Source organism: Kribbella sp. NBC_01484 (assembly GCF_036227145.1).
GTDB lineage: Bacteria > Actinomycetota > Actinomycetes > Propionibacteriales > Kribbellaceae > Kribbella.
On the sequence record NZ_CP109437.1, the window covers coordinates 5,231,534 to 5,254,262 of the forward strand.

Genomic DNA, 22,729 nt, shown 5'->3' on the forward strand with positions numbered 1-22,729 from the left:
TGTCATCGATTCAAGGAGAACCGCCACCGTGAAGAGCACCGTCGAGTCCTTGAGCCCGACCAAGGTCAAGCTCATCGTCGAGGTGCCGTTCGAGGAACTCAAGCCGAGCCTCGACGCGGCGTACCAGAGCATCGCCTCGCAGATCACCGTTCCGGGGTTCCGCAAGGGCAAGGTCCCGCCGCAGGTGATCGACCAGCGGGTCGGTCGCGGGCCGGTGCTCGAGGAGGCGATCAACGACGCCCTCCCGAAGCTCTACTCGCAGGCGGTCAGTGACAACCAGGTCAAGGCGATCGGCCGGCCCGAGGTCGATGTGACCGAGTTCAACGACAAGGAGAGCCTGCAGTTCTCCGCCGAGGTCGAGGTGCGCCCCGAGATCACGCTGCCCGACCTGGAGGGCCTGGAGGCCGAGGTCGAGGACATCGCGGTCAGCGACGACGATGTGACCGAGCAGATCGAGGCGCTGCGGCAGCGGTTCGGCTCGCTGAACCCGGTCGAGCGCGCGGTGCAGGACAAGGACTTCATCACCCTCGACCTGTCGGCCAGCAAGGACGGCGAGAAGGTCGAGGAGGCGCAGGCGACCGGCCTGTCCTACCAGGTCGGCAGCGGCCAGCTCCTGGACGGCTTGGACGAGGCCGTCACCGGGCTCAACGCCGGTGAGAGCAAGACCTTCGTCACCCAGCTGGTCGGCGGCGCGCTGAAGGGCGAGGACGTCGACGTCGAGGTGACCGTGACCGCGGTCAAGGAGCAGGAGCTGCCGGAGTTCGACGACGAGTTCGCGCAGACCGCGTCGGAGTTCGACACCGCCGAGGAGCTGAAGGCCGACGTCACCAGCCGGCTGGAGCGCGGCAAGCGGCTCGAGCAGGCCGGCGAGGCGCGGGACGCCGTACTCGAGAAGATCCTCACCCTGGTCGACGTGCCGGTGCCGGAGGGTCTGCTGGTCGACGAGCTCGCCGCCCGCAAGGAGAACCTGGAGCAGCAGCTCGGGTACTCCGGGATGACGTTCGAGCAGTTCCTGGAGGGCGAGGAGCAGACCCAGGAAGAGTTCGACGAGGACCTGAAGAAGCGCTCCGAGGACGCGATCAAGGCGCAGTTCGTGCTCGACCTGGTGGCCGAGCAGCAAGAGCTGAGCGTCAACGACCAGGAGCTGACCGAGCACATCGTCCGGCACGCGCAGCGCTCCGGCGTCAGCCCGGACCAGTTCGCCCAGCACGCGGTCGAGAACAACCTGGTCCCGAGCCTGGTGTCCGAGGTCGTCCGCGGCAAGGCGCTCGCCCACCTGGTCGAGAACGCCAAGGTCACCGACGCCTCCGGTAACGAGGTCGAACTGAAGACCCTGCAGCCGGACGGCAGCTACGCCGACGCCGAGGCGGAGACTGCCGCCGAGGAGACGCCGGCCGAGGCCGAGGAGCCCGCCAAGGCTTGAGTGGTACGACGAGCGGCCCGGAACCACTGTGGTTCCGGGCCGCTCGCGCGTTTCCGGCCGGTCGTGAGTCGTGGCGGGATGCGAAGTACCTGACCAGGAAGCGTGTGTCGGGCGGTCCGAATCACAGCCGCGGAATTCGCTCAGAGCAGATGAAATGCGCTGTGGGGTGCGCCGTGAGCGAACACCTATGGCCCAGCCTTAGGTCTGTCGCCGCCGCCCAGTAATGTCGGCTTCGTGAACGAGACATTTGCAGCCAGCCCCACCGCCGCGGGCGGCAACGGATCCGGCGGACTCGACGACCACATCTACCAGCGTCTGCTGCAGAACCGGATCATCTTCCTGGGGTCCGAGGTTCGCGACGACAACGCGAACGCGATCTGCGCGCAGATGCTGCTCCTCAACGCCGAGGACCCCAACAAGGACATCTGGCTGTACATCAACTCGCCGGGTGGCTCGGTGGACTCCGGCATGGCGATCTACGACACGATGCAGTGGATCTCCAACGACGTGGCCACCGTCGGGATGGGCCTGGCCGCCTCGATGGGCCAGTTCCTGCTCTGCGCCGGCGCGAAGGACAAGCGGTTCGCGTTGCCGCACGCGCGGATCATGATGCACCAGCCCTCCGGCGGTATGGGCGGTACGGCGTCCGACATCAAGATCCAGGCCGAGCAGTCGCTGCACATCAAGGCGCAGCTGTTCAAGCTGATCGCCGAGCACACCGGCCAGCCGCTCGAGCAGGTCGAGAACGACGCGGACCGCGACCGCTGGTTCACCGCCGACGCGGCCAAGGACTACGGCTTCATCGACCACGTGGTCGCCAGCGCCGCGCAGCTCACCTCCGGCAGCCCGAACTCCTGATCTCCCACTCCGTCAGTCAAAGGACGCACCTATGAACTACTTCATCCCGCAGTGGGAGGAGCGCACGTCGTACGGCATGCGCCGGATCGACCCCTACACCAAGCTGTTCGAGGACCGGATCATCTTCCTCGGTACGCCGATCACCGACGAGATCGCGAACGCGGTGATGGCCCAGCTGCTGTGCCTGCAGTCGATGGACTCCGACCGCGACATCAGCATCTACATCAACTCCCCGGGCGGCTCGTTCACCGCGCTGACCGCGATCTACGACACGGTTCGCTACATCAAGCCGGACGTCCAGACGGTCTGCCTCGGTCAGGCCGCGTCGGCCGCCGCGGTGCTGCTCGCGGCCGGTACGCCGGGCAAGCGGCTCGCGCTGCCGAACAGCCGGATCATCATTCACCAGCCGGCCACCGAGGGCACCTACGGGCAGTCCAGCGACATCGAGATCCAGGCGAACGAGATCCTCCGCCTGCGCGCTCTGCTGGAGAAGATGATCTCCGACGCCAGCGGCAAGTCGCTGGAGGAGGTCTCGCGTGACATCGAGCGGGACAAGTTCCTGACTGCCGACCAGGCCATCGAGTACGGCCTGATCGACGACGTCCTGCAGTCGCTCAAGACCCCGGTCCCGGCCGGCGTCTGACGTCGCTGCCCCGCTCCGGCGGGGTGACGGTGTGGCTGAGATGGGGCTGTCAAGGGCGAGGCGCGTTCGCCACCGGCGTAGTCACAACCCGGCGGCGGGCGCGGCGTTTCGGCCCCGGACGGGGTACCGTCGAAATCGGGATCGGGGTAGCCTCGGCGCCCCGGCCCGAGCGGCCCACGCCCCCTCGGCCCTTGGTTCGACTTCGCATAGAAGGGATCTGTCCCGGTGGCACGCATAGGTGACGGCGGCGACCTGCTGAAATGCTCGTTCTGCGGGAAGAGCCAGAAGCAGGTCAAGAAGCTCATCGCCGGTCCCGGCGTCTACATCTGCGACGAATGCATCGATCTCTGCAACGAGATCATCGAGGAGGAGCTGAACGAGGGCTCCGAGGTCGGACTCACCGAGCTGCCGAAGCCGCGGGAGATCTACGACTTCCTCAACGCATACGTCGTCGGACAGGACGTGGCCAAGAAGGCTCTCGCGGTGGCGGTGTACAACCACTACAAGCGGGTCCGGGACGGTCAGGGCGGGTCGACCGCCGGTCGGCATGCCAAGGACGAGGCCGTCGAGCTGGCCAAGTCGAACATCCTGCTGATCGGCCCGACCGGCTGCGGTAAGACCTACCTCGCGCAGACGCTGGCCCGGATGCTGAACGTCCCGTTCGCCATCGCCGACGCGACCGCGCTGACCGAGGCCGGGTACGTCGGTGAGGACGTCGAGAACATCCTGCTCAAGCTGATCCAGGCGGCCGACTACGACGTCAAGAAGGCCGAGACCGGGATCATCTACATCGACGAGGTCGACAAGATCGCCCGCAAGAGCGAGAACCCGTCGATCACCCGCGATGTCTCCGGCGAGGGTGTGCAGCAGGCTCTGCTGAAGATCCTGGAAGGTACGACGGCTTCGGTGCCGCCGCAGGGCGGCCGGAAGCACCCGCACCAGGAGTTCATCCAGATCGACACGACCAACGTGCTGTTCATCGTCGGCGGCGCGTTCGCCGGCCTGGACCACATGGTCGAGCAGCGGGTCGGCAAGAAGACGCTCGGCTTCAACGCCTCGCGTGAGCCGGAGAAGCCGAAGGAAGCCGGCGGGTACGCGGATGTGATGCCGGAGGACCTGCTCAAGTTCGGCCTGATCCCCGAGTTCATCGGCCGGCTCCCGGTCATCACGACGGTGTCCCCGCTGGACCGTGACGCGCTGATCAAGATCCTGTCCGAGCCGAAGAACGCGCTGGTCAAGCAGTACCGGCGGCTGTTCGAGATCGACAACGTCGAGCTGGAGTTCAGCGACGACGCGGTCGAGGCGATCGCGGACCAGGCGCTGTTGCGCGGCACCGGCGCCCGCGGCCTGCGGGCGATCATGGAAGAGGTTCTCCTCAACGTGATGTACGAGGTGCCAAGCCGTGAGGACGTCGCCAAGGTCGTCGTCACCGGCAAGGTCGTGCTGGAGAACGTGAACCCCACGCTGATCCCGCGCGACCAGATCGACCGCAAGCGCGACCGGCGCGAGAAGACCGCCTGACGCAGTCCACAGAAGGAGGCCGGGATCCGCAGTACGCGGATTCCGGCCTCCTTCTCGTGGTGGACGCAACGGGAGCGGGTAGCCGCCACGGTCGGTGAGGTGAAGCCAGATGATCACCAGCTACCTCCCCCAGTTGAAGGCTTCGGCGGACGCCTCGACCTGTGCCCAGGATCGGAAGGCGTTCGATCCGTTGCCTAAAGGGAAGCCAGCACTGCGTCTGCTACCGCAAGAGTCTCGTCAATCTGGTCCTCGGTGTGCTCGGTGGACAGGAACCACAGGCCGCGCGGGACGATGTTGATCCCGGCCGCGAAGAGTCCGGCATGGAACCGCGCCATCGTCGCCCGGTCGCACGCGGCGAACGAGCGGTAGTCGGTCACGTCGGTCTGATCGGTCACGTACGTCTGGAACACAGGCCCTGGACCATCCACCAACAGGGGCACACCGTGCCGCTCGGCTAACTCGCGGAGGCCGGCCATCAAGCGCCGGCCTGCCGCGTTCAGCGGCGGGTAGACGGCGTCGCGGTGCTCGTCGAGTTGGCGTAGGACCGCGTCTGCCGCAGCCATCGCGACCGGGTGCGAGTTGAACGTGCCGGCGTGGGCGACCTTGCCGTCAGCGATCGATTCCATCACCTCGCGCGAGCCGACCAGCGCCGAGACCTGCATGCCGCCGGCCATCGCCTTCCCGAACGCCGCCAGATCGGGTACGACGCCGAGCAGCTCCTGAGCGCCACCGGGGGCGACCCGGAAGCCGGAGATGATCTCGTCGAAGATCAGCACTACGCCGTACTGCTTGGTCAGCTCACGGAGGCCTTCGAGGTAGCCGGGCTGCGGGGTGATGCAGCCGGTGTTGCAGAGCAAGGGCTCGAGGATCACGGCGGCGATCTCTCCGCTGTGGTCGCCGAGCGCCTTGGCGACCGCGGACAGGTCGTTGTACGGCAGCACAATCAGGTCGTCGGCGTCGTGCCGAGGCTGGCCCGCTGAGCCGCCGACTGCCGTGGGGTGACGGGCGTCGCCGGCCAGTGCGACGTCGGGGTGCACGCTGTAGAGGACCGGATCGAGCCAGCCGTGGTAGTTGCCTTCGAACTTCACGATCTTGGGCCGACCGGTGTGCCCACGGGCGAGCCGGATCGCGCCGTGCACGGCTTCCGAGCCGACGCTGTTGAAGCGGACCAGCTCTGCCGCCGGAACCATGCTGCACACGCGTTCGGCGACGATGGCTTCCAGTTCGTGCTGAGCGGCGTACGCGACGCCTCGGCTGACTTGGGCCGAGACTGCCTCAGCGACCAGCGGTGCGGCGTGGCCGAGGAGATTGGGCCCTTGCCCGAGCACGTAGTCCAGGTACCGGTTGCCGTCCACGTCCCAGAGTTCAGCGCCGCGGGCGTGATCGACGAACAGAGGCTGGTCGGCCCGCCGGGCGTCGCTGGACACACCACCGGCGATGACATGCCGGGCACGCTCGTACAGCCGAGCGCTGCGTTCGTAGCCGCGGGCAACGGTTTTCACAACTACCTCCAGGCAGATCGGTCAAGGACGAGATCAGGCCGAGACCGGTCGGGATGTGGACGGGAAGGGAGGTTCGGGGCGGGATCGGACGGGGTGGTGGTTGGGGACGGAAGGTCGAGGACGGGATCAGTCGCGAGAGCCGTCGAGGGAGTGGATGGGGAAGGGGCCGGAGGGGTGGATTGGTTGGGGTGGGTGGTGCGGGAGGTGGGGACGGGGTTAGTCGAGTTTTTCGGTTAGGAGGCGGAATTGTTGGCGGGGGCGGCCGCCGGCGGTTGAGCGGGCTGGGGGGAGGGGCCAGGCGAGGCCGGCTTCGACCAGTTCCTTGAGCATGCGGAGGCCGGTGCGTTGGGTGACCTGCATGATGTCGGCGACGCTCTCGACGTCGACAACGACCTGTTGGCCGGCGGCCGGCGTGGTCGCGGCGGCGATCGAGGTGACGATCTCGAGTGCTCGCGGGTCGATCGGCGACGTACTGTCGGGCGGCGTCGCTTCCGTGACCGCCGGCGCAGGCGGGAGCTCGGTCCGCGTACTCGTGTCATCGAGGTACACCGCAAACTTGCCGTCGCGGCTGACCGACTCCTCCACCGCGATCAGAGCGTTGCCTTCCGCATCCCGCGCGGTCTGGCCGGCGCCGACCCCGATCGCCACCGGTACGCCGAGCTGTGCCGTCAACCCACCGAGGAACGGAGCGATGGTGAACTGCTCGGTCAGTCGGACCAGGGCACCGTGCGTGGTCGTGACGAGGAACAGCGTGTCCGAGCGGCGTGCGACGGTGGCGCCCACCTGTCGGGCTTCGGAGAGCAGCTTCTGATGTGTCATCAGGGCGAGCTCCTGCTGCCAGTAGTCGCCGGATTCACCCCGGGACAAGCCGGCCGGGATGAGCTGTACAGCGATCATCGCGAGCTGATGCGCGCCCATCCGGGTGCCCCGCCCGAGCAGGATCGCGGTCTCGAGAGCGTCGCGCACACTCGATCGCGTCGGGGCGATCCGCAGTACCGGGATGCCCTGCGCCCGTAGTTCACGTTCGACCGAGAGGATCGTCGTCAGCGCGACCGTAGTGTGCTGCTGCTCCCACTTCTCCCGATGGAAAGCCGCGAACCCGGCCACCGAGTCCGGACCCTCGTACGGGATGTCGTACACGTCGGTGGTGTCGAGACCGATCTCGGCGTACGCCTCCTCGACGTCGGCCGTAGATAGCGAGTCGATGCTCACCCTGCTCAGGTCGACGTCCTCGATAGTCAGCGAGGCGCGCAACAGGGCGGCGTACAGCGCGGCGCCGGTGAGCGGGAGGTGGGTCGAAGGGACCGTCAGCCAGTGCCCGTCGGTGGCGATGTCGAACACCCACGGGCCAGGGAACACCGCCGAATCGATCCGGTCCCGGAACTTCAGGTACCGCTCCTCCGCGTCGGCCTGGTCGTCGTAACCGCCGCTCAGGAACCGCACCCGGCCCGCCGAACGCAGGGCTATATCCAGCCCGACCTCCGCCATCGTCCGCACCAGCTTCCGCGGCCCGAACAGCCCCACCGTGACAGCCGGCAGACGCTCCCCGGCCGTCGGCGGCTCGGTCGGCTGGATGAAGTCACTCATCGGTCAACCCCTCGTTCTCCGGCAGCGGACGCCACCGGAACAGTCTGCGCGCGTTCCCGCTCAGAACATCTTGGCGTTGACTCTCTGTCAGTGGCGCGCACACCACTCGCCCGAGTGACATGCGCTGGTCGATGAACGGGAAGTCCGAGCCGAACAACACTCGGTGCCCACCAACCCGCTCGATCATCCCCATGATCAGCGGCCCGGTCATCTGCGAGCCGCACACCTCCAGCCACAGCGATTCATGCCGTACCGCGGCCTCGATCGCCTCGTCGACACCGGCCGGCGTGATGCCCGCGTGCCCGAGGATCACCGACGCGCGCGGGTACTTCTCCGCAACCGCCTCGAACAGTGGCGGAGCGTCGTACGCCGACCGATGCTCGGAGTGACTGACCACCGGACACCCGGTCTCCTCCGCGAACGCCCAGACCGCCGCGTACCGTGCGCCGGTCACGGGGTAACGGTGCAGGGTCGGGTGCACCTTGATCCCGACGAACCGTTCGTCGCCGGCGAGGCGCTCGAGTTCGCGCTTCGGGTCCTGCCACGGGTTGATCACCGCGTACGCCGCGATCCGGCCGGGATGGGCGTCGACGGCAGCCAGCGCCTGCGAGTTGCCCAGGTGTGCGTCCTGCTGGATGGCGCGATTCGCGGAGAGGACAGTGACCTCGGTCCCGGTCCGGTCCATCACGTCGACCATCGTCACGGCGTCCGGGTCGGGGATGTGGAACAGGGAGTACGGGCCGAGGTGCGCGTGGACATCCACAACCCTGTGCTTCGGACGCCGCCCGATCATGACTGTCCCGCCACTCTGAGCTCTCCGGTACGCCGTGCGCCGAACAAGCGAGCCGCAGTACCCGAACCGATTCGGGTGACGGTGTCGTCATCCAGACCCGACCAAGCGAGCCGCACGATGCACTCACCGGGATCGCGAAGCCCGAGCCCGGTCGCGAACAGCAGCCGATCAGCGAGCCCGTTCGCAGCCAGCCACTCGATTGCCTGGTGTGCGGCGAAGTCGACCAGATCGACGAACACATTGTCGTGGTCGCTCAGCACCGCCCACAGTGAGCGAAGCTGCCGGTAACCGACGCTCGAGACGACGATCGGCAGACCGGCAAAGCGCCGGGCGATCGCTTCGATGTCAGTCCAGCCGATCTCGCCGGCATCGACACAGAGCGGAAGCCCGTTCGCCTCGAGCGCGCCGTACAGATCCCCGAGTAGGGCCGGCGAGTACCCGTGGGAGTGCGGATGAACTCTGAAGGCCGCGACACCTTCCGCCATGGCCTGATCAACCAGCTTTTCCAGCGACTCCAGCTCACCCGGAGTGCGAGGCACCGCAGTCCAACAGGCCAGCACACCACGGTTTGCCAGGCTATGCGCCACCGAGCTGGCCTCAGCGTTTCCGGCCAAGGGATCGTGTAGCCAGGAGGCCATGGCACTGACCAGAGCACCTGACATGCGGTAGGTATCGAGATGAGCCGCGATCGCATCGCGGTCTGTCGGTGGGACCAAGGAGGACGGATGCGCACCGGTCACGATGCGGGCGTCGAACCATCCGGTGGTGGCCTCGTCAGTCATGGCGCGCCCCTTGGACGGTCCAGCGGCCGGTGTACGGCAGGGTGAGGTGTGCCCAACCGTCGTCTGCCGGTTCCGGGGTGACGAGTACGCCGTCGAGCCGGATGTCGCCCGTCGGCCAGATCCAGAGTCCGCAGCGCCCGGTGCAGGTCACCTCCAACTGCAGCGCACCGTCGACGACCGTGGCTGTTGCGTCTACATCCTCTGAAGTCCGCAGCAACGGGCGCCCGCGATCGAGGAGCGACTGCACGCGCCAACCTGTTGCCCAGGACAACATTTCCACCAGGAGATGTGTCCGCTTGGTGCGGACCCACGCGGAGGGACCGACTCGGTCGACAGTGTGGCCGTGGTCGATCGTGAGCTCGCCGTCGTCTCGGGTGACGCGAACGTTGGGCTGCTCCGCGGTGGCGTGTGGTACAAGGACTGTAGTGAAGACGCCTGTGTCGCGCTTCAGCACGAGCGAGTGCAGCGATCCGTACTCCGCAGTACGGCGATCTACCAGTGGACGCCGGGCCGTGCCCTCCGACGTCTCCGCGGCGGTCGTCGACGGGTTGCCCACCTCGACGAGGAGCAAGCCCGGCCCATCAGCGGACGAGGCGTCGTACGTCAGTGGTTCTACCTCACGCCACGGGTAGAGGGAATGCCAGCAGGCTCGGAAGATGTGTGATTCCTCGGCACTGCTGTCGGAGACCACCACGAAGGCAGGCTCCTCACGGACCATGGCAATGGTGCGGGACTGAGGTAACCCGTTGCCGCGGTGGTGGCCGGAGAAGACCGCGAGCTTCTCGGTGTCGACGAGTGGATCGACAGTCACGCCGCGGTCCGTGCCGAGCTCGCGATCGTCCACGAGCACGGTGTTGTGGCCCCGACCCGACTGGTACCAGGTCAGGTACTCCGGATCGTCATAGCTCGGCGGACTACCTGCCTCCCACAGCAGCGGTCGCTGCCAGCCATCCAGAACCAGATCGAGTACGGCGCGATGCGAGTGCGACTCGAGTTCGTGCTCGATGTGCGGGCCGTAGTTGATCACCGCCCGCAGGTCGTCGCCGCGCAGAATCACGTAGCCGGAGTCGGGCAGCACGGTGCTCCGCGGCAGTGCGGGCTGGATCTCCTGCAGTCCCTCGCGCGCTGCGGCGAGCGTATCCGTCCAGCGCTGCTGCCTGGCCGCGTCTTCCCAAGCGGGCAGCATTGCGGCCTCCGACGCGAACTCGTCAGGCGTCAGCCACAGGGCCGCGATCCGTGCCAGGGTCGGATCGTCGAGCACATAGCTGCCGCGGAGGAGAGAGGTCGCCGGCCACTCGATATGGCTGTCCTGCAGGTGCGGAATCCAGCCACCGCGGGAGACCAGCGCGCCCAACCAGTCGTGCATGGCCGCCACCTTCGGGTGCGCCGCCACGTCTGCGTCGATCACCGCCGCCGTCTGCAGCGCCGTCAGGCACATCTTGTGGTACCCGGGCGAACGCTCGTAGTGCCCACCGTCGGCGTAGACATCGAGCAGCAAGTGCTCGTCGATCCGTGCGCGGGCCCGCGACGCCCAGACACCAGCCTCGACCAGGTCGGGCAGCACGGTGCTGATGTGCAGCAGTTCGGTGGCACACACCAACTGCCAGTTGCCGTGCCGGAAGACGTCGTGCTCGTCATGCGCCCACCGAGCCCCGCCGACCAGGGTGGCGACCAGCCGGCCCCAAGCCTGGTCCGATAAGGCCGAGTCGGTCAGAACCTCCAACGTGGGCAGGAGATTCCGGCACCGCGCCCACGTGCCCAGCGAATACCAGATGACGTCCAGCCCCGGCCACTCACCGGTCACGGAGTCGTGCCGATCCACCCACTCGTCGAGATGCTTCTCGAAGGCATACAGGTACCGATCATCGCCGGTCAGCAGCCACGCGGGGACTCCAGGTGACAACCAACCCAGGTAGTGGAACCCGTAGCGCCGCGACCTGCCGTGCTCGCTCCCGGTCACGTCCACACCGGTGAGCAGTGGTGCAGCCTCGGTCAGGACAGCCTCAACCGCAGGCGTCGACCGGATCGCCTCGACCCACTCCCGCAACGGCCAGGCCGGTCGTTGCATGTGGTCCGCCACAAACGAACGCAGCGTGCCGAGATCGTGGACACCAGGAGGCGAGCCGAACGCCTTGATCAGGTCGTCGGTCCCGATCCGGTTGATCCGATGGTCGATGTGCCGCGGCTTCTCCGGGCCTGATGTGGCGTTCATGCGTTCCCTGGGTCAGGCAACATCGAGACTTCGACGGGCTGCCTGCTCTCGATCGAGGTGTGGGCGGCTTCGAGTACGGCGGTCACGTTCCGGCTGCTCTCGATGGTGATGAGCGGCTGCTTGCCGGTGCGGCAGCAGGAGACCCAGTGCGCGATCGCGTCGGCGTACGCACCGGCCGGGATCCCGTGCATCACCCGTTGCAGCATGTTCCGCGGGTAGGTGTAACTGTCCGCGCGAGCGAGGACGACACTCTCCTTCTGGCGATCCAGCTGGACCACGCCGTCGTCGGTGATCACCGAGACATAGGAGTCGACCGTCGTCGGGAACGTATTCGGATAGATCCACGCCGACTCGAACGTCGCCACCGCGCCCCGCGAGTACTCCGCCTGGATCTGGATCGCGTCCGGCGTCTCGATTCCGAGCGATCGCAGCTTCCCCCAGCGAGCCGTCGCGTAGACCCGCCGTACCTGATCGCGGAGCAGCCAGGAGACCAGGTCGATGTCGTGACTGGACAGAAACCACGCACACGTCGTCCGATCCGCCCAGGACAGCATCTCGGTCGGCACGAAGATCGTGTCGTCCTTGCGCGCATAGGCAACCGCGCCTTCGCCAAGATCCGCGAGCAACTCATGGGCCTGCGCGTATGCCGGAACCCAGCGATGGTTGAACAAGCACATCGCCACGACGCCGTTCGCTCGGATCGCCTTGACCGCGGCGTCCGCCTCGGCAACCGAAGTGGTCAACGGCTTCTCGACGAGGATGTGCTTCCCCGCCGACGCGGCCTGCACCATCATCTCGCCGTGCAGGTGATCCGGCGTGGTCAGTACGACGGCGTCCACCGAGTCGTCTCGAAGGAGTGCCTCCAGATCCGGATGGATCGTCGGCCGTTTGGCACCTCGCCCGTCGATCTCGTCAGCCAGTCGTACGGCGGAGTCCGCCGAGCGGCTGGTCACCGCCGCAACCTCGACATCGGGCAGCCCGGACAGGGACAAGGCATTGCCTCGTCCCATGATCCCGGCGCCGACGATCCCGATCCGCACCCCGTTGGTCATCAACTCATCGGCCCTTCGCGAGAGTGTCGTTCCATGCCTGTTCGGCGGCGTCCAAGGCTTGCTGGGCGGTCTTCGTGCCCGACATGTACGCCCGGATCTGATCGTCGAACAGCTGCCGCAACTGCTCGTCGTTCCCGGAACCGAGCGACGCGTCGACGCTGTTGGTGAACGTCTTGAGCAGGATCTTCCGGGCCTCGTCCGCCGGCGTGTTGCCGGAGATGTCGGTGAAGAAGGGGTCCGCGAGCGCCTTCACGGACGACGGGTAGATCGGCACCAGCTTGCACAGCGCGAGCTGCTGCTCGGGAGCGGTCACGTACTTGATCCATGCGGCAGCCGCGGCCTGGTTGTCGGACCTGGCCGGGATGCCGATGATCTGCTGACCGGACATGTAGTACTTCCCGTCACTACCGGCGACCGGCGGACCGACGACGATCGAGCCGTAGACGGCGGGGGAGTTCTTCTGGATGTTGAGCAGGCTGCTGGAGACGGCGACCGGGTTGAACGCGATCTGCTTGTTCTCCAGGGACTGCGGCAGGTCACGCTGGTTGGCGCCGAGGCTGCCGGGAGCGATCGCGCCCGAGCCGAACTCGGCCTTGAACTTCTCCATCAGCGCGAGGGTCTCCGGTGTGTTGAAGACCGCCTTCTTCTTGTCCTCCGACAGCAGCGGGATGCCGTCGGCCTGGACGACACTGGAGTAGGCCATGAAGTTCGTCGCCGACTTCCCGGTCGCGTCGTGGTACGCCTTGGCCAGCGCGAGGGCGTCGTCGTACGTCACCGGTGGCTTCGCCGGATCGAAACCAGCCTTGGCGAGCAGGTCCTTGTTGTAGAAGCCCAGCGACGTGCCGCCGTTGTACCACGGGATCGCGATGCGCTTGCCATCGGCAACTAAGGGATCGGACAGGTTGGGCGCGTAGGCGGCCAGGTCGTCCTTGCTGAACAGAGAGTTCAGATCGGCCATCGAGCCGGCGAACAGCCCGGTGGTCGCGGACGTGATGTTGACGGCGTCCGGCACCTTGCCGGACGCGAGCGCGGCCAGCAGCTTGGTGGTGATGTCCTGGCCGGGGACGTCGACCCACTTGATGGACACCTTGGGGTGTTCCTTCTGGTAGGCGTCGATCCACTTCTGGATGTCAGGCCCGTAGTTCTTCTGCAGGTTGATCGTCCACCACTCGACGTCGCCGGCGTAGGCCTCACCGGACTGCTTCGGCTCGTCGCCGGCGGCCGGGCTGCCGGAGACGCAAGCGGCCAGGGTCAGTGGCAGAGCGAGCGCCAGGGCCACGGCGGGGACCAGACGGCTCCGCAGCAAGGATCGTGTGCGTCGCGTCATCGCGAGCTCCTCGGGGGCAGATTCGGATGTCCTAAACAAGACTTACAGACACTTCGCCGTTTGGCAATCTGTTGTGCACAGGCGCGGAACCTCCGAGAGTTTCTGTGAATTGTCGCTTCCGACGACGCTCGCGGTGAGCTACGGTTCCTCCAATCGTAAATCTGAAAGCCAGGTTTCCGACACGAAGGGGTGAGCGCGATGCCGGGTCTCAGTGGCCGTACTGTCGGCCAGCGCTGGTACACGCCGTACGTGTTCATGCTGCCCGGGTTGCTGATGTACGCCGCGATGTTCGCCTGGCCGGCCGTGATCGCGATCCAGTTGGCGTTCTCCGACTACGACATCGTCAGTCCGGTCCGGTTCTCCGGCCTGGACAACTTCGCCCGGCTGCTGCACGACCCCAGAGTGTGGATCGCGCTGCGCAACTCGCTGCTGTTCGTGGTCATGTTCGTGCCGCTCACCGTGGTCGCCCCGCTGTTCCTGGCCATGCTGGTGAACGTCAAGCTCCGCGCGATCCAGGCGTTCCGGATGCTCTATTACCTACCGGTGATCACCTCGATGGTCGCGGTGGCCGTCGCCTGGCGGTACGTCTTCAACCGCGAAGGCGTCGTCAACTGGCTGCTCGGCCTGGTCGACGCCGGCCCGATCGACTTCCTCCTCGACCGGCACTGGGCACTGCCGACCGTCGTCCTGTTGGAGGCCTGGAAGAACGCGGGCCTGTTCATGATGATCTACCTCGCCGGCTTGCAGGCGGTCCCGTCCGAGCAGGTCGAGGCGGCCACGATCGACGGAGCGAACGGCTGGCAGCGGCTTAGGCACGTCGTCGTCCCCTCGTTGCGACCGACGTTCGCGGTGACGCTGATCCTCAGCATGCTCGAGGCGATGCGGGCGTTCGAGTCGGTCTATGTGATGACCCGGGGCGGGCCGCTCGATTCCACCCTGACCCTCGGCTACTACATCTGGTCGAAGGCGTTCGAGGACTACGACATGGGTTACGCGAGCGCCGTCGGATTGTTGCTGTGGGCGATCATGATCGTCCTGGCCGGCTTCAACCTTCTCGTCACCCGACGGAGGGACGTCTGATGGCGGCCCGGCGCCGACTCGGCCGCTCGCCCTCGCTGACCCGGATCCTCGGCCGTTCGTCGACGCAACCACGGATCCCCGGCCGCACAGTACGGCGGATCGCAGCGTATGTCGTGCTCATCGCGGTGGCAGCACTGTTCATCGGGCCGTTCCTGATCCTGCTGAGCTCGGCCACCAAACCGGCCGGCCAGGACGTGTTCGGCTTCCCGCCGGACCTCATCCCGCGTCCGCCGGTGACCGACTGGTTCCGCGAGGCCTGGACGACGATCCCGTACGCGCGCTTCCTGGTGAACTCACTGATCTATGTGGGCATCACCGTCCCGATCTACCTCGTGGTGTCCGCGCTGACCGCCTATCCGCTGGCCCGGATCGCGTTCCGCGGCCGTGGTCTGTTCTTCATGCTCTTCCTGTCGATCATGTTCCTGCCGGGCGAGCTGATGCTGATCCCGCGCTTCCTGGTGATGAGCCAGCTCGGGCTGACCGACACGTTCGCGTCGGTGATCCTGCCGGCCATCCTCTCCTCGCTCGGCATCTTCCTGCTCCGCCAGGCGTTCTCGCAGATCCCGGACGAGATCATCGAGGCGGCCCGGGTGGACGGGGCCAACGAGTTCGCCATCTTCTGGCGGATCGCCGTACCGATCGTCGCGCCGACCCTGGCGGTGCTCGCGATCCTCGGCTTCGTCTCGGTCTGGAACAGCTTCATCTGGCCGTTGGTCACGCTCACCAGTCAGTCCAAGTTCCCGATCGCGCTCGGTATCGCGTATCTGAGCGGTGTCAGCGGAACCGATGTGCGCGGCCTGGCCGCGGGCACGGTGATCTCGCTGGTTCCGGTCGTCATGGTCTTCATCCTCCTGCAGAAACGCATCCTCAACAGCATGGGCGGCGCCGTCAAAGGCTGACCCCCACCACACGCCCCCCTACGACACAGTGAGGCCACGAGATGACTCCACACATCACCCGCCGCACATTGCTCCTGGGCTCCGCTGCCACCGGAGCCCTCGCCTGGGCCGGCACGTCCGCCGTCCCGGCCTTCGCCGACGCCCTCGTCTACGACTCGCCCGAGGCCTTCGATGCGGCCCAGGCGGCATACCTCGCGACCAATCCCACCAACAACGAGGTCGGGCTGTATGCGTGGGGTGAGTCGTACTTCATGTTGGGCCTGCTCCGGATGTACGAGGCGTATCAGGATCTCAAGTACTTACAGACCTTCGAGCAACGCGCCGCCCACGTACTCGCGACTACCGACAAGGCGCGCGGCGTGACGGACTACCGCGGGCGGTCGGGCACGGTCTGGCGCAGCGCGGGCAACTACACGGCCGGCCACGGCGTGCTCCCCGACGGCAACGGCACGCCGGCCGTCCAGCTCCGGTGGTCCGGGGCGCGCTCCGCCGAGTCGACGGCCGAGGTCTCGAACGTGTCCGGCAGCATGTTCGACCTTGTCCTCAGGAACCCTGGTATCACCGGGATGGTCACCTTGCGTGGAGTCTCGTTCGATCCGTCGGCCGCGTCGTACGTTGTCACCGCGGTCAACAACGCCTACACAGCAGCGCTCCGGTGGACTGCGGTCGATCTCAGGACCTCGCCCGAGTCAGCGCCAGCTCCCGTGGCGACGACGATCAGGTTCCAGCCGCAGTACTATGTGTTCGCCGTGCACACCGGGATGATCGCGTTCCCCATGGCTCGCTACGCCCGCGTGGTAATGCAGTCACCGAGACTGAAGAAGGGCGGCCGTCGTCGGCGGGCGGTCGAGCTGCTGGAGGCCGCGCGCCAGGCCGTCGCCTTCCATGACGAGGAGTACGCGGCGAGCGGCGATTATGTCTGGCCGAAGGGTGCGCCGATTCCGTTCGACGGCACCATCCAGCCGTACAACCAGAGTCACGGTCTCGGCCAGGTGATCGTCGAGCTCTACCGCGCGACAGGGGAGCAGCGCTCCCGCACCAAGATCGTCGCCATGCTCAACCAGTACCGAGCTGGCCTGACCCTCGGGGCCGACGGGGCGTATGTCTGGCCCTACTGGCCGCCGTACAGCCAGTTGTACGCCGGGTACCCGAAGACCGCGGGCATCTCCGAGTACACGCCGTCGTACCCGGCCTCGCGGCAGATCGAGGACATCAGTCACGCCGCGATCAGTCTCGAGTTTGTCCACGCGGCGTACGAGGCGGGGATCGATACTGGACTCGCGGCGGACGTGCAGCGGTTCACCGCGACGTTCACGAAGAAGGTGATCCGGTCGGCGACCGAGGTGTGGTTGCGCGTCGACGGTACGGCGGACGCTGTGCCGGCCAATGCGGTGCAGTGTGCGCGGTGGGGTGCATACGCCGAGCATGACCCGGTCGTCTACCAGCAGTCCCTGCGTGTCTACGACGCGGTGCAGCTCGTGCCGGTGCAAGGGTCCCATGCATTGGGTATTGCGTACTTGAACTGGGCCAAACAAGCTCCCTGGAGGAATAAGTGAGATTGCTACGTGTCCACACCGACGTCGGGCTCCGCGACGCTGTACTGGCCGACGATGGGCGAGTGGTGACGCTGCCGGGTGAGGCCGAGGCGTTTGACCCGATCCGGTGGCGGGAGCGTGCCGCCGGCGCGAATGTGGAGACGGTCGCCGCGTTCGAGGACGTGCGGCTGGCCGCGCCGCTCAGTCCCGGGAAGGTCGTGTGTGTCGGGCTGAACTACGCCGATCACGCGGCCGAGGGTGGTCACGAGGCGCCGACCGAGCCGATTCTGTTTCTGAAGGCGCCGGACACGGTGGTCGGTGCGCGCGACGACATCGTCATTCCGCGGGGCAGCGAGAAGACGGACTGGGAGGTCGAGCTCGGGGTGGTGATCGGGCGTGCGGCGGCCTATCTCGAGAGCGAGGCGGATGCACTGGAGCATGTCGCGGGCTATGTCTTGGTCAACGACGTGTCGGAGCGGCATTTCCAGCTGGAGCGCGGCGGTCAGTGGGACAAGGGGAAGAACTCGGCGACGTTCTGCCCGCTCGGTCCGTGGGTGCTGACCGCCGATGAGGTTCCTGATCCGCAGGCGATCAAGCTCGGGCTCGAGGTGAACGGGGATGCCGTGCAGGAGAGCTCGACCGCGCGGATGATCTTCTCGGTCGCGCATCTGGTGCACTACATCTCCCAGTTCATGACGCTCTATCCGGGCGACGTGATCAGCACTGGCACGCCGGCCGGTGTTGGCTCCGGGCAGCAGCCGCCGCGCTTCCTTCGCGCGGGCGACGTCCTCCGAGTCTGGGCCGACGGCCTGGGCGAGCAGCACTCGAGGCTGGTCTGATGATCGTCGATCAGCTCGCTGTCGAGGTCTTTCCTGATCCGATTGCCTTGGGTGCAGCCGCTGCGGCTGCGGCGGCGGATTCCCTGCGCCGGACGATCGACGAGCGAGGCGCGGCCCGGCTGGTCCTGGCCGCCGCACCGAGCCAGACGCAGACCCTCGCCGCACTGTCCGTTGCTGAGGGCATCGATTGGTCGAAGGTCCAGGCGTTTCACATGGACGAGTACGTCGGCCTGCCGGTTGACGCGGAGCAACGGTTTGGCCTGTGGTTGCGTCGGCACTTCACGACGCCGGCGCCGTTGACGGTGTTCGACCCGGAGGGTGGTGCCGATCCGGAGGCCGAGGCTGCTCGGTATGCGGGTTTGGTTTCGGCAGCGCCGATCGATGTGGTGTTGGCGGGGATCGGAGTGAACGGGCATTTGGCGTTCAACGATCCACCGGCGGACTTCGGTACGACGGACATCGTGCAGGTCGTCGCGCTCGACGAGACGAGTCGGCGGCAGCAGGTGGATGAAGGTTTGTTCGCGCGAATTGACGACGTACCTACGCATGCGTGGACGTTGACCGTGCCTTGTCTGCTGTCGGCGCGGGAGGTCTTTTGCATGGTGTCAGGGGTGGCGAAGCGGGACGCCGTACGGCGAACTCTGCAGGGGGCTGTGGATCCGGCGGTGCCGGCCAGTGTGCTCCGTACACATTCGCGGGCTCGGTTGTTCGTCGATCGGGAGGCGTTTGGCGATGAGTGAGTACCTGGCCGCGATCACGGAGCTGCTCGGCCGGATAGAGGGTGAAGAGGGCGAGTCGATCGGCGCAGCGGCGCGGATGATGGCTGATCAGGTGGCGGCTGATCGGCTGATTCAGGTCTACGGGCCGGGCGGGCATTCCAACCTCGCGGCGCAGGAGGTGTTCTTCCGGGCCGGCGGGCTGATGCATGTGTCGGCGATCCTGGATGAAGGGACGCTGCTGTCGAACGGGGCGCTGCGTTCGATGGCGGTGGAGCGGACGCCTGGATACGGTCGCATCGTGATCGAGAATGCCGGGCTCGGTCCGGATGATCTGCTGATACTGGTGAACGCGTATGGGATCAATGCGGCGCTCATCGATGCGACGCTAACTGCGCGGGAGCGGGGTGTGCGGACGATCGGGGTGAGTTCGCGCGAGCATGCGGAGAAGACGGCGAAGGATCACCCGGCTCGGCATCCGTCCGCGGCCAACCTGCATGACGTGGTGGACGTGGCCGTGGATACCAAGGTCCCGATCGGCGATGCGGTGCTCGAGGTCGACGGAATGCCTGAGCGGGTCGGCGCGGTCTCCACGTTTGCCAACGCGTTCGCGCTCAACACGCTGGTGATGCGGACGATCGAGTTGCTGATCGAACGGGACGTCGTACCGCCGGTGTGGCGGAGTGGCAACGCGCCGGGTGGGGACGAGGCCAACGCGGCCTTCATCGGCCGATTCCGGGGGCGAGTCCGGTGGCTGTAGGCACGCTGTCCGGGCGCGACCCGTGGTCAGGAGACCTCCTGCACCTTGACCACGCCGACGGCCGCATCATCACCATCCACCGCGAGCCACTCGAGCCCGGCCCCGCCGAGGTCGAGCCGCCCCACCGTGGGGGTGGTGCGGGGGAGGCGCCGTGGATCAGTGCTGGGCTTGTTGATTTGCAGGTCAATGGGTTTGGGGGGTTTGACCTGAACGGAGAGGGGGTGTCGGTCGAGACCGTTGTGGGGTTGCGGGAGGCGTTGCGGGGAGTTGGGGTCACGACGTTTGTGCCGACGGTGATTACCGCGAGCGGCGAGCGGATGCGGCGGGCCGTGAGCGTTGTCGCTGAGGCTCGGCGGCGGCATGCGGAGGTTGCGGCGGCGATTCCGTTTGTGCATCTTGAGGGGCCGCACATCTCGGATCAGGAGGGGCCGCGGGGGTGTCACGATGTGGCTGAGGTTCGGGCGCCTGATCTGGCTGAGTTCGAGCTGTGTCAGCAGGTGTCGGGTGGGCTGGTCGGGTTGATCACGGTGTCGCCGCATTGGGCTGGGAGTGCGGAGTTCATTGCTGCGGTGGTTGCCTCCGGCACTCGGGTGGCGATCGGCCATACGCATGCTGACGCGGCGCAGCTGCATGCCGCGGTGGATGCGGGTGCGAGCTTGTCGACGCATCTTGGGAATGGTGCGCATGCTCAGTTGCCGCGGCATCCCAACTACCTGTGGGCACAGTTGGCGGAGGATCGGCTGCAGGCCGGGTTCATTGCTGATGGCCACCATCTGCCGATGGATACGTTCGTCGCGATGGTCCGGGCGAAGGGTATCGAGCGGTCGTTTCTGGTGTCCGATTCCGTCGCGGTCGGAGGCCAAGCGCCGGGCAACTATTCGTCGACCATCGGCGGAGATGTGGAGCTCACAGACGACGGACGGCTACTCGTGCGGGGTACGCCGTACCTCGCGGGGGCGGCCGCGCCACTCGCGGACGGGGTCGCCTGGGCAGCCGGAGCGTTCTCGTTGGCCGACGCACTCACGATGGCGACGACCAACCCTGCGCGCATCATCAACTCCACGCGGATGATCCCAGTTGCCGAGCAGATTCAGCCGGGGACTCGGATCTCGGACGTGATCATCTTCGACTGGCAGCCCGGGGATCGGACGCTGTCGTTCCACTGAGCAGAGGGATGCCGGTACGACGTACGCGCGTACGTCGTACCGGACAAACCGTTACTTCTGCAGGGCGGTGGCGATGGCGTCGGGTACGGGTGTGGTCGGGCGGCCGATCAGGCGGGTGAGGTCGGAGCCGCGCCCGGCCAGGCGGCCGCGTTCGATCGCATTGTCGACGTCGACGAAGATCCGGGCCAGCGGCTCGGGGAGTCCGGCGCCAGTGAGGACGCCGACGTGCGTCTCGGCCGGAACGTTGTTATAGGCAACATCCTTGCCGGACTGCTTCGTCAGCTCCGCGGCGTACTCGGTCAGCGTCCACGCCGTGTCGCCGTTCAGCTCGTACGCCGTCTTCTCGCGGCCCTGACCGGTCAGCACGACGGCGGCCGCAGCGGCGTAGTCGCGCCGACTTGCCGATCCGATCCTGCCATCGCCCGCGCTGCCGATCACACCGTGTTCGAGCTGTACGGCGATCTGCTCGGTGTAGACCTCGTGGTACCAGCCGTTGCGGAGGAACGTGTACGGCAGACCGGAGTCGAGGATCGCCTGCTCGGTGGTGATGTGGTCGGCGGCCAGGTCGAAGTCGGCCTCCGGACCGCCGAGCACGCTGGTGTACGCGATCCGCTCGACGCCGGCCGCCTTGGCCGCGTCGATCACGGCCTGGTGCTGGGCGACCCGGTTCGCCTCGAGACCGGAGATCAGCAGGACCGTGTCGCCGGCGCCGAAAGCCTTGGCCAGCGCGGCCGGGTCGTTGTAGTCGGCAACCCGGACCTCGACGCCGCGAGCCGCGAGGGGCGCAGCCTTCGCGGCGTTCCGCGCGACCGCGACGACCTGGTCGGCCGGAACGCGTTCCAGCAACTCGTCGATGACGAGCTGGCCCAGATGACCGGTGGCGGCGGTGACGACGATGCTCATCCGTACTCCTTGTCGTTGGTTTGTGTCACCGAGCCTAGGCAGCAGGCGCGAGTGGATCTATGTCAGGAAAGCGCTGATCTATGTCTAATCGTCTCAACCGCGTAGCGTATGATTCCAACCATGGATGTTCTTGCCGACGTCGTCTCCGCGCTCCGGACCGGGCCGGCCACGTCCGGCCGGACTGATGTCCGCGGGCCGTGGGGCCTGCGCTTCGCGCACTCGTTCGGCGCGACCTTCCATCTGGTCCTGCAGGGGACGGCGTGGCTGCTGCCGCCGGGCGGGACGCCGGTTGCCATGGGTCCGGGCGACGTGGTGCTGATGCCCCGCGGCCTCGAGCACGCGCTGGCGGATCATCCCGAGTCTCCGTTGGTCGACTTCGATCCAGCGGTCGAGAAGCCCGTCCAAGGCGGCGGCGCGCGCTCGCTGCTGCTGTGCGGCACCTACCGGCTCGATCGTGAGCGGCCGCATCCGGTGCTGAGCAGGCTGCCCGATGTCGTCCACGTCCCCGCGGACCCGGGCCGGCATCGCACGCTGCACACCGCGATCGGCATTCTCGGCGAGGAGCTCGACGCCCAGCGCCCCGGCGCCGCCGCCGTCGTACCGCCGCTTGTCGATGCGCTGCTGGTGCTGATCCTGCGGGCCTGGTTCGAGGATCGCGATTGCCCGACCGAGAGCGACTGGTCCCGGGCTTTGACCGATCCCGCCGTGGCGCAGTCTCTCGAGCTGATCCACGCCGAGCCCGGCGCGGCGTGGACCGTCGCCGAGCTCGCGTCGAGAGTCGGTCTGTCGCGGGCTGCCTTCGCCAGGCGATTCACCGAGGCTGTTGGCGAGCCGCCGCTGACCTATCTGTCGCGGTGGCGGATGACGACGGCGGCCCGGCTGCTGCGGGATCACGATCGGCCGCTCGCGACGGTGGCGAAGGAGATCGGGTACACGTCGGAGTTCGCGTTCGCCAAGGCCTTCAAGCGAGACTTCGGCATCCCGCCCGGGACCTACCGCCGGCAGCTCACCCTCGCCTGACCGTCAGGTCGTCGGGCCGGAGCGTGGCGACCAGTTCGCCGCGGCTGCGCTGCTCATCCTCGCCCTCAACTGAGCAGAACGGCCTCAGCCGTAGGAAAGTTACACGGTTTG

Annotated in this window: 20 protein-coding genes; 12 read left to right on the plus strand and 8 right to left on the minus strand. The window is 67.0% G+C overall.

All coding sequences use genetic code 11. From position 1 onward, the window contains the following. The first annotated feature begins 28 nt into the window (after positions 1-28). The 4 genes from tig (at position 29) to clpX (ending at position 4,445) form a co-directional block, all read left to right on the plus strand. Positions 29-1,423 carry a trigger factor gene (tig, locus tag OG555_RS25810; RefSeq protein WP_329475125.1) on the plus strand — a complete coding sequence of 465 codons (1,395 nt, stop codon included), beginning with the start codon at positions 29-31 and terminating at the stop codon, positions 1,421-1,423. A gap of 234 nt (positions 1,424-1,657) precedes the next feature. Beyond that, positions 1,658-2,281: a ClpP family protease gene (locus OG555_RS25815; RefSeq protein ID WP_131349683.1), complete on the plus strand. Its 624-nt coding sequence runs from the start codon at positions 1,658-1,660 to the stop codon at positions 2,279-2,281. 31 nt (positions 2,282-2,312) lie between these two features. Beyond that, positions 2,313-2,924 (plus strand): ATP-dependent Clp protease proteolytic subunit, encoded by a 612-nt coding sequence (locus tag OG555_RS25820; protein ID WP_329475126.1) that lies wholly within the window; start codon positions 2,313-2,315, stop codon positions 2,922-2,924. Positions 2,925-3,149: 225 nt separating this feature from the next. After that, a complete protein-coding gene (clpX, locus tag OG555_RS25825; protein WP_329475127.1) occupies positions 3,150-4,445 on the plus strand; it encodes an ATP-dependent Clp protease ATP-binding subunit ClpX in 1,296 nt (431 codons plus the stop codon). A 194-nt stretch (positions 4,446-4,639) separates the two neighbouring features. Here the strand turns inward: clpX and OG555_RS25830 are convergent, their stop codons facing one another. The 7 genes from OG555_RS25830 to OG555_RS25860 all read right to left on the minus strand — a co-directional run bounded on the left by OG555_RS25830 (position 4,640) and on the right by OG555_RS25860 (position 13,700). Beyond that, a complete protein-coding gene (locus OG555_RS25830; RefSeq protein ID WP_329475128.1) occupies positions 4,640-5,947 on the minus strand; it encodes an aspartate aminotransferase family protein in 1,308 nt (435 codons plus the stop codon). A gap of 216 nt (positions 5,948-6,163) precedes the next feature. Continuing rightward, positions 6,164-7,534, minus strand: a complete 1,371-nt coding sequence (locus OG555_RS25835; protein WP_329475129.1) for a hypothetical protein — start codon at positions 7,532-7,534, stop codon at positions 6,164-6,166. Beyond that, positions 7,527-8,297, minus strand: coding sequence for an amidohydrolase family protein (locus OG555_RS25840; protein WP_329475130.1), 771 nt, complete (start codon positions 8,295-8,297; stop codon positions 7,527-7,529). Before OG555_RS25840 ends, OG555_RS25835 begins: the two co-directional genes overlap by 8 nt. Before the next feature lie 26 nt (positions 8,298-8,323). Further along, the gene (locus OG555_RS25845; RefSeq protein WP_329475131.1) at positions 8,324-9,067 is read right to left on the minus strand and encodes an amidohydrolase family protein; all 744 of its coding nucleotides are present in this window, start codon (positions 9,065-9,067) and stop codon (positions 8,324-8,326) included. 34 nt (positions 9,068-9,101) lie between these two features. Then, positions 9,102-11,321 carry a heparinase II/III family protein gene (locus tag OG555_RS25850; protein WP_329475132.1) on the minus strand — a complete coding sequence of 740 codons (2,220 nt, stop codon included), beginning with the start codon at positions 11,319-11,321 and terminating at the stop codon, positions 9,102-9,104. After that, complete coding sequence (locus tag OG555_RS25855; protein ID WP_329475133.1) at positions 11,318-12,373, minus strand: Gfo/Idh/MocA family protein; 1,056 nt, start codon at positions 12,371-12,373, stop codon at positions 11,318-11,320. The genes OG555_RS25850 and OG555_RS25855 overlap by 4 nt, the downstream gene beginning before the upstream one ends. Positions 12,374-12,377: 4 nt before the next feature. Continuing rightward, positions 12,378-13,700: an extracellular solute-binding protein gene (locus OG555_RS25860; protein ID WP_329475134.1), complete on the minus strand. Its 1,323-nt coding sequence runs from the start codon at positions 13,698-13,700 to the stop codon at positions 12,378-12,380. Positions 13,701-13,898: 198 nt separating this feature from the next. Here OG555_RS25860 and OG555_RS25865 point away from each other — a divergent pair, with 198 nt between their 5' ends. Genes OG555_RS25865 through OG555_RS25895 form a run of 7 tightly spaced genes read left to right on the plus strand, consistent with a single transcriptional unit; the run spans position 13,899 to position 20,695 of the window. Beyond that, complete coding sequence (locus tag OG555_RS25865) at positions 13,899-14,780, plus strand: carbohydrate ABC transporter permease (RefSeq protein ID WP_329475135.1); 882 nt, start codon at positions 13,899-13,901, stop codon at positions 14,778-14,780. Next, positions 14,780-15,679 (plus strand): carbohydrate ABC transporter permease, encoded by a 900-nt coding sequence (locus OG555_RS25870; RefSeq protein ID WP_329475136.1) that lies wholly within the window; start codon positions 14,780-14,782, stop codon positions 15,677-15,679. Before OG555_RS25865 ends, OG555_RS25870 begins: the two co-directional genes overlap by 1 nt. Positions 15,680-15,720: 41 nt before the next feature. Continuing rightward, complete coding sequence (locus OG555_RS25875; protein ID WP_329475137.1) at positions 15,721-17,235, plus strand: hypothetical protein; 1,515 nt, start codon at positions 15,721-15,723, stop codon at positions 17,233-17,235. Next, positions 17,232-18,053, plus strand: a complete 822-nt coding sequence (locus OG555_RS25880; RefSeq protein WP_329475138.1) for a fumarylacetoacetate hydrolase family protein — start codon at positions 17,232-17,234, stop codon at positions 18,051-18,053. The genes OG555_RS25875 and OG555_RS25880 overlap by 4 nt, the downstream gene beginning before the upstream one ends. After that, a complete protein-coding gene (locus OG555_RS25885; RefSeq protein WP_329475139.1) occupies positions 18,053-18,793 on the plus strand; it encodes a 6-phosphogluconolactonase in 741 nt (246 codons plus the stop codon). Before OG555_RS25880 ends, OG555_RS25885 begins: the two co-directional genes overlap by 1 nt. Beyond that, positions 18,786-19,529 (plus strand): SIS domain-containing protein, encoded by a 744-nt coding sequence (locus OG555_RS25890; RefSeq protein ID WP_329475140.1) that lies wholly within the window; start codon positions 18,786-18,788, stop codon positions 19,527-19,529. Before OG555_RS25885 ends, OG555_RS25890 begins: the two co-directional genes overlap by 8 nt. Next, on the plus strand, positions 19,520-20,695 hold the full coding sequence (locus OG555_RS25895; RefSeq protein ID WP_329475141.1) for an N-acetylglucosamine-6-phosphate deacetylase: 1,176 nt from the start codon (positions 19,520-19,522) through the stop codon (positions 20,693-20,695). Before OG555_RS25890 ends, OG555_RS25895 begins: the two co-directional genes overlap by 10 nt. A gap of 51 nt (positions 20,696-20,746) precedes the next feature. Here the strand turns inward: OG555_RS25895 and OG555_RS25900 are convergent, their stop codons facing one another. Continuing rightward, positions 20,747-21,598, minus strand: a complete 852-nt coding sequence (locus OG555_RS25900) for an SDR family oxidoreductase (protein ID WP_329475142.1) — start codon at positions 21,596-21,598, stop codon at positions 20,747-20,749. A 120-nt stretch (positions 21,599-21,718) separates the two neighbouring features. On the opposite strand from OG555_RS25900, the gene OG555_RS25905 reads away from it, so the two are divergent. Further along, positions 21,719-22,618 (plus strand): AraC family transcriptional regulator, encoded by a 900-nt coding sequence (locus tag OG555_RS25905; RefSeq protein WP_329475143.1) that lies wholly within the window; start codon positions 21,719-21,721, stop codon positions 22,616-22,618. Positions 22,619-22,729 lie beyond the last annotated feature (111 nt).

Bases quoted from the DNA above. Each gene is read 5' to 3' on its own strand.
- OG555_RS25850 (WP_329475132.1), bottom strand. From the start codon at position 11,321: ATGAACGCCACATCAGGCCCGGAGAAGCCGCGGCACATCGACCATCGG.
- OG555_RS25865 (WP_329475135.1), top strand. From the start codon at position 13,899: ATGCCGGGTCTCAGTGGCCGTACTGTCGGCCAGCGCTGGTACACGCCG.
- OG555_RS25870 (WP_329475136.1), top strand. From the start codon at position 14,780: ATGGCGGCCCGGCGCCGACTCGGCCGCTCGCCCTCGCTGACCCGGATC.
- OG555_RS25890 (WP_329475140.1), top strand. From the start codon at position 18,786: ATGAGTGAGTACCTGGCCGCGATCACGGAGCTGCTCGGCCGGATAGAG.
- OG555_RS25855 (WP_329475133.1), bottom strand. From the start codon at position 12,373: ATGACCAACGGGGTGCGGATCGGGATCGTCGGCGCCGGGATCATGGGA.
- OG555_RS25835 (WP_329475129.1), bottom strand. From the start codon at position 7,534: ATGAGTGACTTCATCCAGCCGACCGAGCCGCCGACGGCCGGGGAGCGT.
- OG555_RS25820 (WP_329475126.1), top strand. From the start codon at position 2,313: ATGAACTACTTCATCCCGCAGTGGGAGGAGCGCACGTCGTACGGCATG.
- OG555_RS25885 (WP_329475139.1), top strand. From the start codon at position 18,053: ATGATCGTCGATCAGCTCGCTGTCGAGGTCTTTCCTGATCCGATTGCC.
- OG555_RS25860 (WP_329475134.1), bottom strand. From the start codon at position 13,700: ATGACGCGACGCACACGATCCTTGCTGCGGAGCCGTCTGGTCCCCGCC.
- OG555_RS25905 (WP_329475143.1), top strand. From the start codon at position 21,719: ATGGATGTTCTTGCCGACGTCGTCTCCGCGCTCCGGACCGGGCCGGCC.
- OG555_RS25900 (WP_329475142.1), bottom strand. From the start codon at position 21,598: ATGAGCATCGTCGTCACCGCCGCCACCGGTCATCTGGGCCAGCTCGTC.
- OG555_RS25875 (WP_329475137.1), top strand. From the start codon at position 15,721: ATGACTCCACACATCACCCGCCGCACATTGCTCCTGGGCTCCGCTGCC.